The following is a 20308-nucleotide window of genomic DNA, read 5'->3' on the forward strand; positions in this document are numbered from 1 at the left end:
AGGACTCCGATGGCCGTCCTGGACCGAACCCGCACCCCTGTGGCGCCGAGCGCGGCCCCCGGCCGCGCGGCCGGAGGGCTCGGTACCGGACTCGCCCTCGCCGCCCTCGCCACCGTCGTCTGGTCCGGCAGCTTCGTCACCTCCCGCGCCCTGCACGACAGCGTGCCGCCGGTCCAGCACGCGTTCTGGCGCTGGATCGTCGCGATCGTGGCGCTCGCCCCGTTCGGGATCCGCGCGGCCTGGCGCGAACGGGCCCTGATGCGCAGGCACTTGGGCTACGTCACGCTGGCCGCGCTCCTCGGCGTCACCGTCTACAACACCCTCGTCAACCAGGCGGGACTGACCACCTCCGCCGGCAACATGGGCATGATCATGGCGGCGTCCCCGGTGCTCATGGCGCTGTACGAACGGCTCGGCGGGGCCCGCCTCGGCGCCCGCCGCGTCACCGGAACCCTGCTGGCCTGCGCCGGAGTCGTGCTCCTCGTCAGCAAGGGCTCGCCCACCCCCGACTTCGCCCCCGGCGACCTGTGGGTGGTCGCCGCGGCCGTCTGCTTCGGCTCGTACAGCGCACTGCTGCGCCGCAGGCCCCAGGAGATCGGCGGCGTGGCGTTCCTGTTCGCGACCTTCGTGCTCGGCGCGCTCATGCTGCTGCCCGCGTACGGGGTGAGCCTTGCGGTGCAGGGCGGCTTCGAGGCGCGACCCGGCACCGTCGGCCCGCTGCTGTACGTCGGCGTGGTCTCCTCGGCCGTCGCCTTCTTCGCCTGGAACAAGGCGATCGCGCTGGTGGGCGCCGCCCGCGCCGGAGCCGTCTACTACCTCCAGCCGGTCTGTGTGGCCCTGCTCTCCTACGCCGTGCTCGGCGAGGCGACGGGCTGGGCGCAGCTGCTGTGCATGGGTCTGATCCTGGGCGGCGTCGTGCTCGCCTCGGCGGCCCGGCGACCCGGTGGAACCCGCTGAATTTGCCGGACCGGCAACAAGGCGCGGCGCCGCGGACCGGTCGGGGAGACGATCGGAGCACCGCAGTGCCGCCCTTCCCGGAGGTCCCCATGACGCAGCCGCCCGCCGCCCCGGTCCACCGCCTCGTCCCCACGCCCGCCGGCCGCACCCACCTCGTGGAGCAGGGCACCGGCCCGCTCGTCCTGCTCCTGCACGGCTTCCCCGAGTCCTGGTACTCCTGGCGGCGCCAGCTCCCGGCCCTGGCCGCGGCCGGGTACCGGGCCGTCGCCGTCGACGTCCGCGGATACGGGCGCTCCTCCCGGCCCGCCGCCACCGAGGCCTACCGGATGACGGAACTCGTCGAGGACAGCGCCGCCGTGGTGCGCGCCCTCGGCGAGGAGAGCGCGGTCGTCGTCGGCCACGACTGGGGAGCGAACATCGCCGCGAACTCGGCGCTGCTGCGCCCCGACGTGTTCCGCGCCGTCGGCCTGCTGAGCGTGCCGTACGCGCCGCGCGGCGGACCGCGGCCGAGCGAGGTGTTCGCCGCGATGGCCGGCGGGGAGCAGGAGTTCTACGTCTCGTACTTCCAGGAGCCGGGACGCGCCGAGGCGGAGACCGAGCCGGACGTCCGCGGCTGGCTGGCCGGGTTCTACGCGGCGCTGTCCGCCGACACGATGCCCGGCCCGGACGCCCCCGACCCGCACTTCGTCCCGCGCGGCGGCCGGCTGCGGGACCGCTTCCCCGCGGCAGGCCGGCTGCCCGGCTGGCTCGACGAGGACGAACTCGACGTCTACGCGGCCGAGTTCGAACGCACCGGGTTCGGCGGCGCCCTCGCGCGCTACCGGAACATGGACCGCGACTGGGCCGACCTGGAGCCCTACGACGGCGCTCCCGTCCCGCAGCCGTCCCTCTTCGTCGGCGGCGCGCGCGACGCGTCCACGATGTGGCTCGCCGACGCGATCGACGCCTTCCCGAAGACCCTGCCCGGACTCGTCGCCTCGCACGTCCTCGACGGGGCCGGGCACTGGATCCAGCAGGAGCGGGCCGACGAGGTCAACCGGCTGCTGGTGGAATGGCTGGCCGCCCTTCCCTAGGCGTCGCCGAGGTCGGCCTCCATCAGCGGCAGCACCCGGCCCGGCACCGACCCCGACGGGATCGTGCCGACCCGCCGCCCGCCCATCGCCTCGTAGAACGGCACGGCGTTCGGGTCCGCCGCCCAGCCGAACCGGGCGAAACCCGCGGCCCGTGCCGTGGCGCGCACCTGGTCGAACAGGAGACGGCCCACGCCGCAGCCCATCGCGTCCGGGTCGACGAACATCAGTCCCAACTCGCCCCGCGGCGGCCGCCCTTCGAGCGTCGCGAAGCCGAGCACCCGCCCGTCCCGGTCCTCGGCCACCACCGTCCGCCGCTCCGCGACCTCGTCCGCCCCGAGCGTCAGCTCGGCCACGCACGCCGCCATGAAGTCCGCGTCGTACCCCCAGTGCGCCTTCGACCGCAGGGCCAGCGCGCTCAGCCGCTCCGCCTCGTCCGGGCGGCCCGCCCGGATCCGTACCGTCTGCTGCATGACGCCAGCCTAGGCCGGGTTACTTTGTGCCGTATGAGCGAGCGAGGGCCGAGGCCGGACCGGTGGGACGTCAAGAAGCTGGTCATCCTGCGCACCCTGCGCGAGCGCGGCACCGTCACCGCCACCGCGCAGGCCCTCCTCATGACGCCCTCCGCCGTCTCGCAGCAGCTCACCAATCTGGCGAAACAGCTCGGGGTGCCGCTCCTGGAAGCACAGGGGCGCCGGGTGCGGCTCACCGACGCGGCGCATCTCGTACTGGGACACGCGGAAGCCGTCTTCGCCCAACTGGAGCGTGCCGACGCCGAGTTGGCGTCCTATGTGCACGGGGAGTCGGGGACGGTGCGGGTCGCCGCGTTCTCCACCGCCGTGCCCGCCCTCGTCGTGCCCGCCGTACGGGCGCTGCGCACCGCCCACCCCGGGATCACCGTCCGGGTCCGCGAGGCCGAGGCCGCGCAGGCCTACGAGCTGCTCGCGTCCGGCGACGTCGACCTCGCCCTCTCGCTCGCCGCGCACGCGCCGACGGCCCGCGACCCCAAGTTCACCCGGGTCCCGCTGCTCGCCGACCCGCTCGACGTGGCCCTGCCGGTCGGGCATCGGCTGGCGAAGGAGCCGGGCCTGCGGCTCGCCGACCTCGCCGGAGAGCCGTGGATCTTCGGCGGGTCCGGGCCCTGGTCCGAGATCACCATCGCCGCGTGCGAGGCCGCGGGGTTCGTGCCCGAGCAGGCGCACAGCGCGGCCGGCTGGACGGCGATCCTGGCCATGGTCGAAGCAGGGATGGGGGTCGCGCTCGTACCGCGGATGGCGGCCGCGCGCCGCGACGGCGTCGTGATGTGCGCGCTGGGCGCCGACCGTCCGGTACGGCATGTGGTGGCGGCCGTGCGCTCAGGCGCCGAGGAGGGGGCGACGGTGCGGCGGGTGCTGGACGCGCTGCGCGTGGAGCACGCCACGTGATCGTTCAGCTCAGCTGAAAAGGAACCTCGGAAACATTCGATGGACCTGTGCGGTCGCCGCGTTCGACAGTGGGCGCATGACGACGACCCCCGCGACACCTGCCGAGACCGCCGACCCGCACGCCAACGACGCCGCGCCCTACGGCGGCGGCGACCCGTACGCCGACTACCGCGCCTTCGGTGACGCCTCCGCCTTCGCCGAGCTGGTCGACCTCGCCGACCGGCGGCTCGGCGCGGGGGTCATCGCCGCCAACGACGAGTTCTTCGCCGAGCGCGAGAACCTCCTCGTGCGCGAGCGGGCCGTCTTCGACCCCGAGCACTTCGGGCACAAGGGCAAGATCATGGACGGTTGGGAGACCCGCCGCCGCCGCGGCACCGCCGACTCGCCCTTCCCCGCCCCCGAGGACCACGACTGGGCGATCGTCCGCCTCGGCGCCCCCGGCGTGATCCGCGGCGTCATCGTCGACACCGCGCACTTCCGCGGCAACTACCCGCAGCGCGTGAGCATCCAGGCCACCTCAGTGCCCGGCACCCCGAGCCCCGAGGACCTGCTCGCCGACGACGTGAAGTGGGAGGAGATCGTCCCGCGCAGCCAGGTCCGCGGCCACGCGGCGAACGCCTTCACGGTCACCTCCGAGCGGCGCTACACGCACCTCCGCGTCTGCCAGCACCCCGACGGCGGCATCGCCCGCCTGCGCGTCCACGGCGAGGTCGTCCCGGACCCCGAGTGGCTCGACCTGCTCGGCACGTTCGACCTGCTCTCGGTCCTCAACGGCGGGGTGTACGAGGACGCGTCCGACAAGTTCTACTCGTCGCCGACCCAGATCATCCTGCCCGGCACCTCCCGCAAGATGGACGACGGCTGGGAGAACCGGCGCCGCCGCGTCCACGGCACCAACGACTGGGTCCGCTTCCGCCTCGCCGCGCAGGGCGCCATCCGCGCCGTCGAGATCGACACGGCCTACCTGAAGGGCAACTCGGCGGGCTGGATCGCGCTGAGCGGCCGCAACGGCGAGACCGGCGAATGGTTCGAGATCATCCCCCGCACCCGCCTCCAGCCCGACACCCTCCACCGCTTCCCGCTCGCCGCACAGGCCGTCGTCACGCACGTACGCCTGGACGCCTTCCCCGACGGCGGCGTCGCCCGCATGCGGCTGCACGGCGTCCTGACGGAAGAGGGCCGGGCGACGCTCCGCGAGCGCTTCCACCGCGGGTGACGTGATCCGTCGCGGGGTGCGGCTTTCGTCGTGGCCGGTCGCGTAGTTCCCCGCGCCCGTGGAGCATGCGGCTGCGCCGCTGCTCCCTCGATGAGATGCCGCACGCAGTGCGCATCTCAGGGGCGCGGGGAACTGCGCGACCAGCCCCCACCGGCCCGTGGCCCGGGACGGACCGAGGTCACTCGGGCGGTGCGAGGCCCGGAAAGACGGACCCCGCACCGGCCGGAGGCCTACGCGTCAGCGACCTGCGCCTTCAGGGCCCGCTCGACCCCGGCCCGCGACTCCGACACCAGCCGCCGCAGCGCAGCGCTCGGCTCCGCCGAGTCCAGCCAGTCGGCCGTCTTCGCGAGCGTGTCCTCGGAGACCTGGACCGACGGGTACAGGCCGACCGCGATCTGCTGCGCCATCTCGTGCGAGCGCGAGTCCCACACGTCCTTGAGCGCCTCGAAGTACTTGTCCGCGTACGGCGCGAGCAGCTCACGCTGGTCGGTCTGGACGAAGCCGCCGATCACCGCTTCCTGCACCGCGTTCGGCAGCTGGTCGGACTCGACGACCGAGGCCCAGGCCTCCGCCTTCGCCTCCGGCGTCGGACGCGCGGCACGGGCGGTCGCCGCGTGCCGCTCACCGGCCGCCGTGCGGTCCCGCTCGTACTCCGTGGTGATCTCCGCCTCGTCGAAGCGGCCGACCGCCGCGAGCCGCTGCACGAACGCCCAGCGCAGCTCCGTGTCGACGGCCAGGCCCTCGATGGTCTGGGAGCCCTCCAGCAGACCGTCCAGCAGGTCGAGCTGCTCCGGCGTGCGGGCCGTCGCCGCGAACGCCCGGGCCCACGCCAGCTGGTGGTCACCGCCCGCCTCGGCGGTCCGCAGATGGGTCAGCGCCGCCTCGGTCCAGCGGGCCAGCAGCGCGTCACGGTGGGAAGGGGCCGCGTACAGGTCGATCGCCAGCTTCACCTGGCGGTGCAGCGACTGCACGACGCCGATGTCGGACTCCTTGGCGATGCCGGACAGCACCAGGTCCAGGTAGGCGCTGGTGGACAGCTCCGCGTCGCGCGTCATGTCCCAGGCCGACGCCCAGCACAGGGCACGCGGCAGCGAGGACTCGAAGTCGCCGAGGTGCTCGGTGACGACCCGCAGCGAGTCCTCGTCGAGACGGACCTTCGCGTACGACAGGTCGTCGTCGTTGAGCAGGATCACGGCCGGCCGGTGCTTGCCGACGAGCTCGGGCACGGGCGTCGACTCGCTCGCGGTGACGTCGAGTTCGAGGCGCTCGCCGCGCAGCAGCTTGCCGCTGTCGTCGTCGAGGTCGTACAGGCCGATCGCGATGCGGTGCGGCCGCAGCGTCGAGGTGCCCTTCGCGCCCTCGGGCAGCGCCGGGGCCTCCTGGCGGATCGCGAACGACGTGATGACACCGTGCTCGTCGGTCTCGATCTCCGGGCGCAGCACGTTGATGCCGGCCGTCTCCAGCCACGCCTTCGACCAGGCCTTCAGGTCCCGGCCGCTGGTCTCCTCCAGAGCGCCGAGCAGGTCGGACAGGCGGGTGTTCCCGAACGCGTGCCGCTTGAAGTACGCCTGCACGCCCTGGAAGAACTCGTCCATGCCGACGTACGCGACGAGCTGCTTGAGGACGCTCGCGCCCTTGGCGTACGTGATGCCGTCGAAGTTGACGAGCACGTCGTCGAGGTCGTTGATCTCGGCCATGATCGGGTGCGTGGAGGGCAGCTGGTCCTGCCGGTAGGCCCACGTCTTCATGGAGTTGGCGAACGTGGTCCACGAGTGCGGCCACTTCGACTCCGGCGCGTACGCCTGGCAGGCGGCCTCGGCGTAGGTGGCGAACGACTCGTTCAGCCACAGGTCGTTCCACCACTCCATGGTGACCAGGTCGCCGAACCACATGTGCGCCAGCTCGTGCAGGATCGTCGCCGCCCGCACCTCGTACGCGGCGTCCGTCACCTTCGAGCGGAACACGTACTGGTCGCGGATGGTGACCGCGCCCGCGTTCTCCATCGCGCCCGCGTTGAACTCCGGCACGAACAGCTGGTCGTACTTCGCGAACGGGTACGCGTAGTCGAACTTCTCCTGGAACCAGTCGAAGCCCTGCCGTGTCACCTCGAAGATCGCGTCCGAGTCGAGGTGCTCGGCCAGCGAGGGACGGCAGTAGATGCCGAGCGGCACCGACTGCCCCGTCTCGGCGTTCTCGTACGAGGAGTGCACCGAGTGGTACGGGCCGACGATCAGCGCCGTGATGTACGTCGACATGCGCTGCGTCGGCTCGAAGACCCAGACGTCGTCCTTGGGTTCCGGCGTCGGCGCGTTCGAGATCACGGTCCAGCCGCTCGGCGCCTTCACGGTGAACTGGAAGGTGGCCTTCAGGTCCGGCTGCTCGAACGAGGCGAACACACGCCGCGCGTCCGGCACCTCGAACTGCGTGTACAGGTAGGCCTGCTGGTCGACGGGGTCGACGAAACGGTGCAGCCCCTCGCCGGTGTTCGTGTACGCGCAGTCGGCGACCACCCGCAGCTCGTTCGGCCCCTGCTCCAGGTGCTTCAGCGCGATGCGCGAGTCACGGAACACGGCGGCCACGTCCAGCGAGCGCCCGTTCAGCACCGCCTCGTGCACGGCCGGGGCGACGAGATCGATGAAGGTCTCGGCGCCGCCCTCCGCGCTGTCGAAGCGCACGGTGGTCACCGACCGGTACGTGCCGCCCTCCTGCGCGCCGGAGAGGTCGAGATCGATCTCGTACGAGTCAACGGTGAGCAGCTTCGCCCGCGCTTGCGCCTCTACGCGGGTCAGATTGGTGCCAGGCACGCGGTCATCTCCTAGTGCGGTCTACGTTTGTGACGTTTCCGGCCATCCTTCCACGCGGGGTACGGCAACGCGATGTCCGTTTTCCGCCGGTGAACACGCGGGCGCGGAGCGAGCCTGAAGCCATGACCAGGTACACCGCTCTGCCCATCGACGCCACCGCCCTCAAGGAACTCCGGACCACCGACGACGCGGGCCGCCCCTGCGTCCCGTACGCCGCCACCGGCGACGACGCGGGCTCCCCGCTGCGCTGCTGCCTCCGGCCGGTCCGCGAGGGCGAGCGCATCGCCCTCGTCTCGTACGCGCCCCTGCGCCGCTGGGCCGCGCGGACCGGCGCGGACCCGGGCGCCTACGACGAACAGGGCCCGGTCTTCCTGCACGCCGACGACTGCGGCGGCCCCGCGCCCGACCCGGACCACTACCCCTTCGACCGCCCCGGCGCCCTGCGCACCCTGCGCCGCTACGACGCCCGCGGCCACATCGCCGGCGGCCGCCTCCTGGAGATCCCGTCCGACGCCACGACCGCATTCGACGCGGCCCTCGACGAGGCGTTCACCGACCCGGCCGTGGTACTCGTGCACGTCAGGGCGGTGGAGTACGGCTGCCTGCACTTCGCGGTGCGTCGCCCGCCGACGCACTGAGCGCCGCCGCGAAGGCCCGCACCCGCGCCGTCTCCCCGTCGCGGTGCCACACCACGCCGAGCTCCGAGTCCGGCAGCCCGGCGACCGGCACGTGCACCACGTCCCGCCGCCCGTGGTACTCCGCGGTGGGGCGGCACAGCAGCATCGCCCCGCGCCCCGCCGCGACCAGCGTCAGACCCTCCTGGAGCGTGCGCACCCGGGGACCCGGCGCGGCCGTCGGGGCGTGGGCCGCACGCCAGTACGCGGGCGCCGGGCCCGCCGCCCCGATCAACGGGGCGGCGGCCAGTTCGGCCGCGTCCACCCCGGTCCGGGCCGCGAACGGATGGCGTACCGACACCGCGACGTTCTGCCGCTCGCGCGAGAACGTCGGGCCGAGCACCAGGTCCGGCTCCTCGACCGGCAGCAGCACGATCGCCAGGTCCACCTCCCGGTGCCGCACCGCGCCGAACGGATCCGCGAACGGCACCTCCACGATCTCCGTCGCACAGGCCGGATGCCGCTCCTGGAACAGCGCCAGCGCCGCCGTCAGCCGCTCGTCCGCGGTCCCCTGGAAGCCGACCCGCAGCCGCCCCGCCACCCCGCGCGCCGCCTCCCGGGCCCGCTCCACGGCACTGCCCAACTCCTCGTAAGCGGGCCGGAGTTCGGACAGGAAGCGGTCGCCGAGCGGAGTGAGCCGCACCCGCCGGCTGGTCCGCTCCACGAGCCGCGCCCCCACCCGCCGCTCCAGCGCGGCCAGCAGCTGGCTGACCCGGGACTGCGACACGTACAGCCGCTCACCGGCCCGCCCGAAGTGCAGCTCCTCGGCGACCGCGAGGAAGGCCTCCAGCTCCTTCAGCTCCAGACCCGGCACGCGTCCCCCTCGACGATCGATGAGCCCCGCTCATAGAAGGGTGAGCTCTTCGCCGTTGTTCCCGGCGCCCGCCCGGCGAAGCCTTGATCCCATGCACACCGGTACCGAACTCCCCGCCCCGGCAGACGTCTTGTCTCCCGCCCGCGCACGCGGCGCCGTCCTCGCGCTCGCCCTCGCCACCTTCACCGTCGTGACCGGGGAGATGCTGCCCGTCGGACTGCTCAGCCCGCTCGCCGCGGGACTCCACCGGTCGGAGGGCGCCGTCGGACTCGCCGTCACCCTCCCCGGGATCGTCGCCGCCTGCGCCGCGCCGCTGCTGCCGCTCGCCGCCCGCGCCACCGACCGCCGCACCGTCCTCACCGCACTCCTCGTCCTGCTCGGCGCCGCCCACACCCTGTCCGCCCTCGCCCCGGACCTGCCCGCCCTGCTCGCCGCCCGTGCCCTCGTCGGCATCTGCATCGGCGGGGTCTGGGCGCTCGCGGCGGGGCTCGCGCCCCGGCTCGTACCGGCCGAGCGCGTCGGACGGGCCACGGCCGTCGTCTTCAGCGGCATCGCCGTCGCCTCCGTCGCCGGCCTGCCCGCGGGCACCTTCCTCGGTGAACTCACCGGCTGGCGCTGGCCGTTCGTGGCCGGGGGCGCCCTCGCGCTCACCGCCGCCGTACTGCTGCGCGCCGCGCTCCCGCCGCTGCCCGCCGCACGCGCTGCCCGCCCCGCCGCCCTGCTCGCCCCGCTGCGGACGGGCCGCGTCCGGCGCGGACTCGCCGTCCTGCTGCTCCTCGTGACCGGGCACTTCGCCGCGTACACCTATGTGCGCCCGCTCCTGGAACGCGTACCGGACCTCGACCCGCAGCTCGTCGGCGCCCTGCTCCTCGCGTACGGCGTCGCGGGCATCGCCGGCACTTTCCTCGGCGGCGCCCTCGCGGCCCGTGCCCCGCGCCGCACCCTCACCGCCCTCGCCGCCGCGCTCGGCACCGGCACGCTGCTGCTCGTGCCCGCGGGCGGCTCGCTCCTCGCGTCCGCCGCGCTGCTGTGCGCCTGGGGCCTGGCCTACGGCGGTGTCTCCGTGGCGGGCCAGAACTGGCTGGCCGCCGCCGCTCCGGCCGGGGCCCGCGAGGCCGTGTCGGGGCTGTTCGCCGGGGTCTTCAACTGCGCGATCGCGCTCGGCGCGCTCACCGGGGGCGTCACCGTCGACCGGCTCGGCGTGACCTCGGTGCTCTGGCTCGGCGGGGCGCTGGCGCTCGGAGCGGCCGCGACGGGCGCCCACGCACGAGGGGCGGCCACCGGCATCCGGTGACCGCCCCTCGCGCGACGGAGGAACTACTTGGCGGACAGCTCCTGCGCCACCAGCTCCGCGATCTGCACCGCGTTCAGCGCGGCACCCTTGCGGAGGTTGTCGTTCGAGATGAACAGGGACAGGCCGTTGTCGACCGTCTCGTCACCGCGGATGCGGCCCACGAAGGACGCGTCCTTGCCCGCGGCCTGCAGCGGCGTCGGGATGTCGGACAGCTCCACGCCCGGGGCGTTCGCGAGCAGCTCGGTGGCGCGCTCGGTGCTGAGGGGGCGGGCGAAGCGGGCGTTGACCTGGAGCGAGTGGCCGGAGAAGACCGGGACGCGCACGCAGGTGCCGGAGACCTTCAGGCCCGGGATCTCCAGGATCTTGCGGGACTCGTTGCGGAGCTTCTGCTCCTCGTCCGTCTCGTTCAGACCGTCGTCGACGATGGCGCCCGCGAGCGGCAGCACGTTGAACGCGATGGGGCGCTTGTAGACGTCCGGCTCGGGGAAGTCGACGGCCTCGCCGTCGTGCGTCAGCTTGTCGGCGTCGGCGACCACCTTCTGCGCCTGCCCGTGCAGCTCGGCCACACCGGCCAGACCCGAACCGGAGACCGCCTGGTACGTGGCGACGACGAGGGCCTCCAGGCCCGCCTCGTCGTGCAGCGGACGCAGCACCGGCATCGCGGCCATCGTCGTGCAGTTCGGGTTGGCGATGATGCCCTTGGGGCGGTCCGCGATCGCGTGCGGGTTGACCTCGGAGACGACGAGCGGCACCTCGGGGTCCTTGCGCCAGGCCGAGGAGTTGTCGATGACGACGGCGCCCTGCGAGGCGACCTTCTCCGCGAGGGCCTTGGACGTGGCGCCGCCGGCGGAGAACAGCACGATGTCCAGGCCCGTGTAGTCGGCCGTCGAGGCGTCCTCGACCGTCACGCCGTCCACGACCGAGCCGGCGCTGCGCGCCGAGGCGAACAGACGCAGCTCGTCGACGGGGAAGGCACGCTCGACGAGGATCTTGCGCATGACCGTGCCGACCTGACCGGTGGCTCCGACGATTCCGACCTTCACAGGGGTTCCTCCGTGCTTGCGTGCGGCCATCCGGCCTGGCGGGTGCGTCCATGATGCGTCTGTCCAGGCCCGCCTTGTCCAATCGATTGTCCGCGGAACGGGACACGTGGGGTTCACCACAGGTGGAGGCGAACGTTCCGGGTGCCTGCCGCGTCGTAGGCCACACGCGGGGAGGGGAGGGGCAGTGCTGCGCAGAAAACCCGGGGGTCGGCCGGACGACCCCCTGGACGCCGCCGTCGAGGACCGGGTGCGGGCGGTCCTGTCGCTGGGCGGGGTCCCGTACGCCGATCTGCCGGACGGCGTCCAGCAGGTGCGGCTGCGGCTCCTGGAGCGGGCCGCGAAGGGGCAGGAGGCGCCGCGCGACGTCTCGGCGTGGGCGGCGGTCGTCGCCTCGAACCTCGCCATGGACTGGCACCGGGCCCGCCGCCGCCAGGAACGCCTGGGGGAGCGGCTCGCCTCGCTGCGCCAGGAGGACTCCCGGGACGCCGCCGACACCCGCGTCCTCTCGCTCGCGGTCGCCCAGGGCCTCGACGCGCTCCCGGACCAGCAGCGGCAGGTGGTCGTGCTGCGCTTCTACGCCGATCTGCCGGTCCGGGACATCGCGGCCGAGCTCGGGGTGCCCGAGGGCACCGTCAAGAGCCGGCTGCACACGGCGGTCCGCCTGCTGCGGGCCTGCCTGCACGAACAGGAGGTGGTGTGACGTGGAGAACAGCGCACGGGAGGACCAGCTCCTCCTGCTGGCCGTGAGCGGGGAACCGCTGCCCGACGACGACCCCGACGCCGCGGCCGTCGCGGCGGACGTCGCGCTGCTGCGGGACCAGGTCCGCGGCCTGGGCGACGCGCTCGCGGCCCGAGAGGCCCCGAAGCGGGCCGCCGTGCCCGCCCCGCCGGTCCGCCGCCGCCGGGCGCTGCGCCTCGCGGCCGGCGGGCTCGTCGCGGCCTGCGGTCTGTCGGTGGCGACCGGGCTGGTGTGGCTCCTCGCACAGAGCGGCACCATGAACCAGACGAGCGGCGCGTCGGACAAGTCGGCCGCCGACAGCGGCAAGTCGGCGGGCGGCGCGAACGCCGACATGTCCCCGGAGGGCTTCGTGGCCTGCTCCCGGGTCATCGCCGAGGGCACGGTGGTGAAGGTGGAGCAGATCCCGGGCACCGGCCAGGACCGGATCACGCTCCGCGTCACCCGGTCCGTCAAGCCGGAGTCGGGGGCCGCGAAGACCCTCACGTTCCCGATGGACCACGACGTGGACCCCCGCCTGAAACCGGGCGACCGGCCGCTGATCACCATCCCCCTGGGCGGCCGGCAGCCCGACAACTGGTCCCTGGGCAAGGACCGCGAGCGCCTGCGCACGATGGTGCTGAAGGCCCTGCCGGGCTCCCGCGCCCTCCACTGCGACCGGGCGCCGGGCCCGGGCACCTGAGACACGGAAAGGGGCGGCCGCCACCGGCGACCGCCCCTCTCCGCTCAGGTCATGCCGTTACGGCGTGACCTTCTCGATCTTCACGCTGCCGACGCCCGCGGCGACACCGCGCTCGTTGAGCAGCCGCACCTGGCCGAAGAACTCCCGGCCCTCCGGCGCGGCGGCCGCGGCCGTGACCTCGGCGGCGACGTCCGTGGACGCCCCGTTGGCCAGCGACACGGACGTCGACTCGTCGACCTTCACCGTGCCGAGCGACGGCGAGAAGAAGACGTCGACGTAGTCGTACGCGGTCGAACCGGACGGCACCGAGTACCCGGCGACCTCCACCGTGTACGTACCGGCGGCCGGCTTCGCGATGCTCACGGCCTCCTCCGAGTCACCGTCGGCCGACGTCCCGACGACGTTGCCGTCCTTGTCGTAGACCGTCAGGTCGAGGTCGGCGGCCTGGTCGGAGACGTTGCCGATGGACACGTCGAGCTTCTCGGCGCCCGCGGGCACCTCGACCGTCGACGTCTGCGTCGCGCCGTCCGCGATGGTGGGCCGCGCCGACTTCGACGAGCCGAGCGGACCGCCCTGCAGCTTCCCGCCGGAGATGGCGGCGAAGTCGTTCGTCACCTTCCAGTCGACGGCGGCCGGCGTGCCGACCTTCGCCTCGGGCAGCGTCTGCACGGCCGGGTCGAAGGACGCGCCGAGCACCGAGGCGTCCAGCGTGTACGGGTTGTCGAGCAGCGGCGACGTACGGCGCGACTCGACCTCGATCTCCCAGACACCGGCCTGCGGGTCCGCGTACGAACGCAGGTCCGGGCGGCAGGTGTTGGCCGGGTTGTTGTAGTTCGGGTAGCAGCTCGGCGTCGACGTGTCGTCGACCGGGACGCCGTACGGGTGGATGGAGATGAAGCGGGTCTGGCTCGTGTCCTTGAGCCCGCTCATCCGCACCTGCAGCGCCTTGGCGCCCTCGGGCACCGTCAGGAAGTACGACTTGGTGCTGTTGCGCTGCACCGAACCCTTGTCGCTGAACGTGTACGACGGCTTGGCCAGCGGCTTCGAGACGACGACGGTCGCCAGGACCTGCTGGTCGACGCCCTCGGTCCGCGGGTCGTCCACCCGCAGGATGGCGCTGCGCAGCCCGGCCGATTCCGGCCTGGCCTGCACCTGCACGGTGACGGCCTTGTTCAGCGGCAGCCAGACGCTGCTCGACCCGGCGATGCGGAACGTGTCACCGGAGTTGTTCTTCAGCGACAGCTTGTGCAGCACCGGCTTCGCGGACCCGGAGGTGCGGGTGATGGTCACGTCGTACGTCTTGCGCTGGCCGGCCTTCAGGCCGCCCTCGCGGTCGTAGATGCCGGTGCCGAAGCCCGGCGTCTTGAGCGCGTAGTCGATCGCGGTGTCGACGGGTGCCTTCACGGTGTACGTGTGCGCGCTCGCCCCGTCCTCGATCGCGTCCCACGCGTCCTCGATGTCGATGAGGCCGGAGCCCTCGGCGTACGCCTGCTCGCCCGAGATGTGGTCCGCGGTCGAGGTGAGCGCGGTGCGCAGCGCCGCCGGGGTCAGGTCGATGCGCTCACGCTTGGCGGCCGACAGCAGCAGCGCGGAGGCACCGGCGGCCTGCGGCGACGCCATCGAGGTGCCCTGCAGCATGGAGTAGCCGGCCGGCAGCGAGTAGCCCGCCTCGGCGACCGGCGAACCGGGCAGCCAGGTCTGGGTGGTGTTGATCGCCGCACCGGGCGCGGTGATGGTCGGCGTGAAGCCGCCGTCCTCGCGCGGGCCGCGCGACGAGAACGGCATCATCGCGTACGACTTCTCCACCTTGGAGCCGTAGTTGGCGGCCCAGGTGTCCTTGGAGATCGAGGCGCCGACGGAGATGACCTTGTCCGCCAGGCCCGGGTCGCCGATGGTGTTCGCGCCGGGGCCGGAGTTGCCGGCCGAGATCACGAGCTGCACGCCGTACTGGTCGATGAGGCGCGTGTACAGCTCGGAGCGGGCGTTGTTGCCGTCGTTCAGCGCGGGCAGACCGCCGATCGACATGTTCACGATGTCCACGCCGCGCTTGGTGACGAGGTCGATCATGCCCTCGGTGAGCGCCACGTTGGTGCAGCCGCCCGACCAGGTGCAGGCGCGCGAGGAGACGATCTTCGCGCCCGGCGCCGCACCGTTCATGTTCTTGTTGCCGAACAGCGAGTTGGCCGCGGTGATGCCCGCGACGTGCGTGCCGTGCTCGGACTCGATGACGCCGATGTTGACGAAGTCGCGCTTCTGGCCGACCCAGTCACCGCCGTACGGGTCCATGGGGACGTCCTTGCGGATCTCCACGACGAACGGCTGCCGCTCGACGACATCGGTGGACGGGTCGTCCTTGCCGAAGTAGCCGATCTGGTAACCGTCCTTGTACGGCTTCATCGGGGTGTCGTCGGTGAAGTCGCCGTTGTCGTTCAGGTCGACCGTGACGGTCCCGGCCTTGGCGTCGTACAGGACGCCCCACTTGTCGGTGGTGTCGCCGTCGCGGTTCGCGTCGCCCTTGGCGTCGCCGCCCGCGGTGGCCGCCTCCGAGAAGACGCTGATGCCGTACGAGCCCGAAGCGGCCTTCCAGGTACGGCCGCTGTACGTGAACGTGGGCCCGGTCACCGAGGTGACCATCGGCCGCCACGTGCCGTCGCCGTCCACGATCGGGTCGGTCGCGGTGACCCAGTCGACGATCTTGCGCTCGCCGGTCGTGGTCTTCTGCAGCGCCGGGTGACCCAGGTCGACACCGGAGTCGAGGATGCCGATGGTGACGCCGCGGCCGTCCGCCTTCGGGTTGTCCTTCACGAAGTCGACGGCGCCCGTCTCGAAGGACGGGTTGTACGGGTTCTTGGCGGGGGTGTTCTTCCCGGGCCCGCTGTACGTCCCGGTGGCCTTGCGGGACGCGCCCTTGGCGGAGTCGGCCGCCGGGGTCGGGTCGTCGAGCTCGATCTCCTGGCGCAGGTCGATGCCGTGCACGGAGTCGAGCTTCGCGGCGGCCTCGATGGCGGCCTCGGCCCGGCCCGTCGGCAGGGTGGCCCGCACATAGCCGAGCTTGTCGTAGGTGCGGCCCACGGAGCCGCCCTTGACCGCGTCGAGCTGCTCGGCCACCTGCTCGGTGGCGCCCGGGGCGGTGGCGACCATGAGGGTCACGTTCTTCTTGCCGTCGGCCTTGGCGTCGGCGAGCAGCTCCGCGTCGTGCGAACCGAGCTTTTCGCCGGCCGACTTGACGGCGGGGTCTGCGGTCGGAGCGGCGGCGGAGTCGGAGTCCGCGGCGAGGGCCATGGGTATCGGCCCGGCCGCGGTGAGCGCGGCCACCAGGCCTGCGGCGGCCGCGAGCCGGGCCGCACGTCTCGCGCCGGATATCGGAGCGCGCTGGGGATCGGGGGTCATCAGCATCCCTGTACGTGAAGGTGAGACAACGAGGGCTGTTCGAAAGGGCTCCGGAATTCGGTGCCGGATGACCGCTCAGCTTTACGTAAGTGACCACAGTTTGGGGAGAGTTGCCCGAGACGGGTTGAAGCCATGGCGTACTTCCGCCATACGCCACACGGCGCAAAACCCCCGCTATCCGGACGTAGTCGCGCGCTTCTTTGAAGACCCGGTGGAGATCTTGAACTCTCCGTGGTTCCGCCCGTACGCGAGGTGCCGTAAAGGCGCGCGGTCACATCCCCTGCGCGGCGGCCCGGATGCCTCTAGCGTCGGGGGATGCACAAAGAGCTGAGGGTGGCGGCGTACGCCGTGTGCGTGCGCGGCGGACAGATCCTGCTCGCCCGCTGGGTCGCGGGCGACGGCAGCAAGCGCTGGACCCTGCCCGGCGGCGGCATGGACCACGGCGAGGACCCGTACGACACGGTCATCCGTGAAGTGGACGAGGAGACCGGCTACTGCGTCGACCCCGTCACCTTCCTCGGCGTCCACTCCGTACTGCGCCGCTACCCCCGCAAGCTCGGCACGGTCGCCGACTTCCACGGCCTGCGCCTCGTCTACGAGGGCACCGTCACCGGCGGCACCCTGCGCCACGAACAGGACGGCTCCACGGACATGGCGGCCTGGCACGACCTCGACGCGGTCCCCGGCCTGCCGCGGGTCGAACTCGTCGACGTCGGACTCCGGCTCTGGCGCGAGCGCCCGCCTGCCGGGCACGTCGTTCCCCGGAAAGTGAACACAGAGTGACAGCGAGGGGGGCGAGTTCCCACCCGTGCATGACAAGACGGGCCGCCCCCCGGCTCCCCGCCGCCGCACGGTGATCCACGTACCGTGATCGGCGCTGCGCGTTGCGTCGCCGTTAACGCGCAGGCCATCCCCGATGCCAACGATCCAGTACGAGCGGGAGGTTCGGCCCGGACCCCGGTGCCGCCCACCCCGCCGTCACTGTCGACGCGTTCGCACTCGGGGAGACCGCGCCATGTCGCGCATACGCTCTGTCACCAAAGCCGCCGCAGAACTCGACCGCCGTACGTTCCTGGCCGCGACCGGCGCGGTGACCCTGACCGCCGGACTCGGCTACGCCCTCGCCCCGGGCGGCTCCGCGGCCGCCGCGGGCCCCGCCCCGGCCCGCACCCTCTCCTCCCGCGGCGCCCCCGCGGCCCCCCTCGCCCCCTACACCCGGGGCACGACCCTCGCCTCGGTCGCCGCCGCCCCGGCCGGCCCGGGCTACCGCCGCCTCGGCGACGGCCCGGCCTGGCAGCGCGTCGTCCGCTCCGACCTCAAGGCGCCCCGGTCCGGACGCGAGGCCCGCCGCACCGCGCTCGCCGCCTTCGTCCAGTTCACCGACCTGCACCTGGTCGACGTACAACACCCGCTGCGCTACGAGTACCTGAGGTCGCAGACGGCCAGCGCCTGGCGCCCGCAGGAGGCGCTCTCCGTCGCCGGAGCGGTGGCCCTCGTCGAACGCGTCAACGCCCTGCGCGGCGCCCCCGTCACCGCGTCCCCCCTGCAATTCGTCATGACGACGGGCGACAACACCGACAACAACGCCCGCTCCGAACTCGACTGGTTCCTCAAGGCCATGAGCGGCGGCCGCATCAGCCCCAACACCGGCGACCCGCGCCACTACGAAGGGGTCCAGAACAGCGGCCTCCCGCTCTACTGGCACCCGGACGCCGCCCTGCGCGACGCCGACAAACAGCGGCACCACTTCCCGCGCATCCCCGGCTTCCTCGAAGCGGCGATCGCCGACGTGCGCAGCCCGGGCCTCAACCTCCCCTGGTACTCCACGGTCGGCAACCACGACGCCCTGCCCGGCGGCTGCTACGCGCCCGGCGACGCGTTCTTCGCCGAGTTCGCCGTCGGCGGCCGCAAGCTGATGGAGCTGCCCACCTCCGCCGGCAAGGCGATCTGGGACAACGTCCAACAGGGCGGCGACCCCAAGGGCACGGCGTTCAAGGAACTGCTCAAGAGCCAGGCCCGCCACATGCGCGCGGTCACCCCGGACGAGGCCCGCGCCCCGTTCACCCCCGCCGAGTACCTCGCGGCGCACCTCGACCCGGCCCACACGGGCCCCGGCCCCGTCGGCCACGGCTACACCCAGGCCAACCTCGCCTCGGTCACCCAGTACTACGCGTTCCGGATCTCCGACGACGTCCTCGGCATCAGCCTCGACACGACCGACCCCGGCGGCCACTACGAAGGGTCGATCAGTACCAGCCAGCTCACCTGGCTCACGCGTCAGTTGAAGGACGCCGCACAGCGCGGCGACCACGTCGTCGTCTTCTCGCACCACACCAGCAAGACGATGCGCAACCTCCGCGAGGACCCGCACCACCCCGGCGAGCGGCGCCACGGCGGCAAGGAACTCGCCGCCCTCCTCTCCCGCCACCGCCCGGTCCTGGCCTGGGTCAACGGCCACAGCCACAAGAACGCCATCACCCCGCACGCCGGCGAGAACGGCACCGGCGGCTACTGGGAGATCTCCACCGCCTCCCACGTCGACTTCCCGCAACTGGCCCGCATCATCGAGATCGCCGACAACCACGACGGCACGCTCTCCCTGTTCACCACCCTCATCGAGTCGTCCGCCCCGCACCGCACGGACACCACGGACCTCACCCAGACAGGCCTCGCCGCCCTCTATCGCGAACTGTCCTTCAACGCCCCCGGCTCCCGGGCCACGCTCTCCGGCACCCCGGGCGACCGCAACACGGAACTCGTGCTGCGAAAAGGCTGATTCCCGCCCCTCCGGCCCCTCCGGCCCATCCCGGAGCAACCGTCCCACCCGTCCCGGCGGTCCTCAACTGCAACGCCGACTGGACGGGCGACCCGACCGGGGCGGCAACGGCCGAGTTCTGCCCCGAGCAGCGCCCCGGAACACGTGAAGGGACGGGACCCACTGCCCGGGTCCCGCCCCTTCACTCCCCTCCGGGCAACCGCCCCGGTCCGTCACTACCGGGGCAGCACCACGACATACGCCGCCGGATCGCGGTCGCCGGACGCCATCAGCGCGGTCCGCACCACGGCGGCCTGCTGCTCCAGTGACTCGCGCAGCTTCTTCGGCGTGATGTGCACGACCGTGATCCCGAGCCGCTCCAAGTGCTCCCGCTTACGGGCGTACTCGCTCCACATCGCGTCCTCGTCCTGCCGCGGCGCCCGCGTGTCCAGCTCCACGGCCACGGCCTGGTCGGGCCAGTACGCGTCCACGCCCCCGAGGTGCGGGCCGCCCGGCAGCCGCAGGTCCACGTTCCACAGCGGGTCCGGCAGGCCGTGCTCGCGCACCATGGCGAACAGCCGGTCCTCGGCGATGGCCCGCCCCTCCGCGAGCAGGGAGTCCACCGCGTCCACCACATGCGGCCGGGTGAGCAGCCGGGCCTGCGTCAACTCCCGTACGACGGATGCCGGTTCGCAGTGGCCGCCGCGCACGGCCTCGGTCAGCAGCCGGCGCACGGTGCCCGCGTCGGAGAGCTGCGCCACCGCGTCCGCGACGGCCCGCGGCACCGGCGCGACCGGAACTCCCGCCACCCGCAGGGGAGTCGGCATGCCCGTCGTGCGGACCAGCCGGGCGAACTCGGTGGACCGCAGGCGCCGGGTGCGCGGCACGAGGACGTCGATGTGGTCGAGCGAGAGCAGCGGGGGAGCGGACGTGAACCCGTGCAGCGTCAGCGCCGCGAGGCCGGTGACCATCGCGTCGGCGTACGGCACGACGGGCGCCCCGTGCGGATCGCCGGCGGCGGGCTGCGTGGGCACGCCGTCCGCCGGGCGGCGCCGGTCCTGGACCCGGCCGGCGTACAGCAGCACCGCGTGCAGCCGCTCCTCGCCGGTCGGCGGCCCCGGGTGGAGCAGGAACACCCCGGGCAGCAGCTGCTGCCAGGGCCCGCCGGGCCGGCACTGCTCGGACACCGCGGAGGTGGTGACCCCGTGCGCCTTCAGCTGCGCGCCGCTCATCACGCGCCGCTGGGTCTCGACGAGGTGACGCAGGGGGCGGGGGGACAGGGGGGCGGGGGTGTTGTGGTTCATGACCCGGGCATTCCCGCCCGGATCACCCCCGCTAACCCCTGTTACAGTCCCGTCGACAAAACCGGACAAGCTCGCCCTAAAGTCCAGACGTTCGACTGCCGAAAAGGCCAGGCGGAGCCCGGGGTTACGGCCCCCGATGACCGCG

General features: G+C 72.9%; 16 protein-coding genes. 10 read left to right on the top strand and 6 right to left on the bottom strand.

Annotation, left to right across the window (positions count from 1 at the left end; genetic code table 11):
• Positions 1-9 precede the first annotated feature (9 nt).
• Positions 10-957, top strand: a complete 948-nt coding sequence (locus ACQUQD_RS26675) for a DMT family transporter (protein ID WP_428954663.1) — start codon at positions 10-12, stop codon at positions 955-957.
• A gap of 89 nt (positions 958-1046) precedes the next feature.
• On the top strand, positions 1047-2030 hold the full coding sequence (locus ACQUQD_RS26680; RefSeq protein ID WP_428954664.1) for an alpha/beta fold hydrolase: 984 nt from the start codon (positions 1047-1049) through the stop codon (positions 2028-2030).
• Here ACQUQD_RS26680 and ACQUQD_RS26685 read toward each other — a convergent pair.
• Positions 2027-2500 (bottom strand): N-acetyltransferase family protein, encoded by a 474-nt coding sequence (locus ACQUQD_RS26685; protein ID WP_428954665.1) that lies wholly within the window; start codon positions 2498-2500, stop codon positions 2027-2029. The genes ACQUQD_RS26680 and ACQUQD_RS26685 overlap by 4 nt on opposite strands.
• Before the next feature lie 33 nt (positions 2501-2533).
• On the opposite strand from ACQUQD_RS26685, the gene ACQUQD_RS26690 reads away from it, so the two are divergent.
• Complete coding sequence (locus tag ACQUQD_RS26690) at positions 2534-3451, top strand: LysR family transcriptional regulator (RefSeq protein ID WP_428954666.1); 918 nt, start codon at positions 2534-2536, stop codon at positions 3449-3451.
• 76 nt (positions 3452-3527) lie between these two features.
• A complete protein-coding gene (gene alc, locus ACQUQD_RS26695; RefSeq protein WP_428954667.1) occupies positions 3528-4667 on the top strand; it encodes an allantoicase in 1140 nt (379 codons plus the stop codon).
• A gap of 230 nt (positions 4668-4897) precedes the next feature.
• On the opposite strand, the gene pepN is transcribed toward alc, so the two are convergent.
• Positions 4898-7471, bottom strand: a complete 2574-nt coding sequence (pepN, locus tag ACQUQD_RS26700) for an aminopeptidase N (protein ID WP_428954668.1) — start codon at positions 7469-7471, stop codon at positions 4898-4900.
• 122 nt (positions 7472-7593) lie between these two features.
• Here pepN and ACQUQD_RS26705 point away from each other — a divergent pair, with 122 nt between their 5' ends.
• Complete coding sequence (locus tag ACQUQD_RS26705) at positions 7594-8109, top strand: DUF1203 domain-containing protein (protein ID WP_428954669.1); 516 nt, start codon at positions 7594-7596, stop codon at positions 8107-8109.
• Here the strand turns inward: ACQUQD_RS26705 and ACQUQD_RS26710 are convergent.
• Positions 8051-8959 (bottom strand): LysR family transcriptional regulator, encoded by a 909-nt coding sequence (locus ACQUQD_RS26710; RefSeq protein WP_428954670.1) that lies wholly within the window; start codon positions 8957-8959, stop codon positions 8051-8053. The genes ACQUQD_RS26705 and ACQUQD_RS26710 overlap by 59 nt on opposite strands.
• A 91-nt stretch (positions 8960-9050) precedes the next feature.
• Here ACQUQD_RS26710 and ACQUQD_RS26715 point away from each other — a divergent pair, with 91 nt between their 5' ends.
• On the top strand, positions 9051-10253 hold the full coding sequence (locus ACQUQD_RS26715; protein ID WP_428954671.1) for an MFS transporter: 1203 nt from the start codon (positions 9051-9053) through the stop codon (positions 10251-10253).
• 23 nt (positions 10254-10276) lie between these two features.
• On the opposite strand, the gene ACQUQD_RS26720 is transcribed toward ACQUQD_RS26715, so the two are convergent.
• Complete coding sequence (locus ACQUQD_RS26720) at positions 10277-11296, bottom strand: aspartate-semialdehyde dehydrogenase (RefSeq protein WP_428954672.1); 1020 nt, start codon at positions 11294-11296, stop codon at positions 10277-10279.
• A 184-nt stretch (positions 11297-11480) separates the two neighbouring features.
• Here ACQUQD_RS26720 and ACQUQD_RS26725 point away from each other — a divergent pair, with 184 nt between their 5' ends.
• Both ACQUQD_RS26725 and ACQUQD_RS26730 read left to right on the top strand, forming a co-directional pair.
• The gene (locus ACQUQD_RS26725) at positions 11481-11996 is read left to right on the top strand and encodes a sigma-70 family RNA polymerase sigma factor (protein WP_428954673.1); all 516 of its coding nucleotides are present in this window, start codon (positions 11481-11483) and stop codon (positions 11994-11996) included.
• Between the two features lies 1 nt (position 11997).
• Complete coding sequence (locus ACQUQD_RS26730) at positions 11998-12714, top strand: hypothetical protein (RefSeq protein WP_428954674.1); 717 nt, start codon at positions 11998-12000, stop codon at positions 12712-12714.
• 57 nt (positions 12715-12771) lie between these two features.
• Here the strand turns inward: ACQUQD_RS26730 and ACQUQD_RS26735 are convergent, their stop codons facing one another.
• Positions 12772-16104 (bottom strand): S8 family serine peptidase, encoded by a 3333-nt coding sequence (locus tag ACQUQD_RS26735; RefSeq protein WP_428954675.1) that lies wholly within the window; start codon positions 16102-16104, stop codon positions 12772-12774.
• Positions 16105-16419: 315 nt separating this feature from the next.
• On the opposite strand from ACQUQD_RS26735, the gene ACQUQD_RS26740 reads away from it, so the two are divergent.
• Positions 16420-16887: an NUDIX hydrolase gene (locus tag ACQUQD_RS26740; protein ID WP_428954676.1), complete on the top strand. Its 468-nt coding sequence runs from the start codon at positions 16420-16422 to the stop codon at positions 16885-16887.
• Between the two features lie 232 nt (positions 16888-17119).
• Positions 17120-18880 carry a TIGR03767 family metallophosphoesterase gene (locus ACQUQD_RS26745; RefSeq protein ID WP_428954677.1) on the top strand — a complete coding sequence of 587 codons (1761 nt, stop codon included), beginning with the start codon at positions 17120-17122 and terminating at the stop codon, positions 18878-18880.
• A gap of 215 nt (positions 18881-19095) precedes the next feature.
• Here the strand turns inward: ACQUQD_RS26745 and ACQUQD_RS26750 are convergent, their stop codons facing one another.
• Positions 19096-20163, bottom strand: coding sequence for a hypothetical protein (locus tag ACQUQD_RS26750; protein WP_428954678.1), 1068 nt, complete (start codon positions 20161-20163; stop codon positions 19096-19098).
• Positions 20164-20308: the final 145 nt, after the last annotated feature.

This window comes from Streptomyces sp. cg35, assembly GCF_050410835.1.
In the GTDB taxonomy this organism is placed as follows: domain Bacteria; phylum Actinomycetota; class Actinomycetes; order Streptomycetales; family Streptomycetaceae; genus Streptomyces.

Coding starts and splice junctions, on each gene's coding strand:
- ACQUQD_RS26750 (WP_428954678.1), bottom strand. CDS start 20,163: ATGAACCACAACACCCCCGCCCCCCTGTCCCCCCGCCCCCTGCGTCAC.
- ACQUQD_RS26735 (WP_428954675.1), bottom strand. CDS start 16,104: ATGACCCCCGATCCCCAGCGCGCTCCGATATCCGGCGCGAGACGTGCG.
- ACQUQD_RS26690 (WP_428954666.1), top strand. CDS start 2,534: ATGAGCGAGCGAGGGCCGAGGCCGGACCGGTGGGACGTCAAGAAGCTG.
- ACQUQD_RS26715 (WP_428954671.1), top strand. CDS start 9,051: ATGCACACCGGTACCGAACTCCCCGCCCCGGCAGACGTCTTGTCTCCC.
- alc (WP_428954667.1), top strand. CDS start 3,528: ATGACGACGACCCCCGCGACACCTGCCGAGACCGCCGACCCGCACGCC.
- ACQUQD_RS26675 (WP_428954663.1), top strand. CDS start 10: ATGGCCGTCCTGGACCGAACCCGCACCCCTGTGGCGCCGAGCGCGGCC.
- ACQUQD_RS26745 (WP_428954677.1), top strand. CDS start 17,120: ATGTCGCGCATACGCTCTGTCACCAAAGCCGCCGCAGAACTCGACCGC.
- ACQUQD_RS26705 (WP_428954669.1), top strand. CDS start 7,594: ATGACCAGGTACACCGCTCTGCCCATCGACGCCACCGCCCTCAAGGAA.
- ACQUQD_RS26740 (WP_428954676.1), top strand. CDS start 16,420: ATGCACAAAGAGCTGAGGGTGGCGGCGTACGCCGTGTGCGTGCGCGGC.
- ACQUQD_RS26685 (WP_428954665.1), bottom strand. CDS start 2,500: ATGCAGCAGACGGTACGGATCCGGGCGGGCCGCCCGGACGAGGCGGAG.
- ACQUQD_RS26680 (WP_428954664.1), top strand. CDS start 1,047: ATGACGCAGCCGCCCGCCGCCCCGGTCCACCGCCTCGTCCCCACGCCC.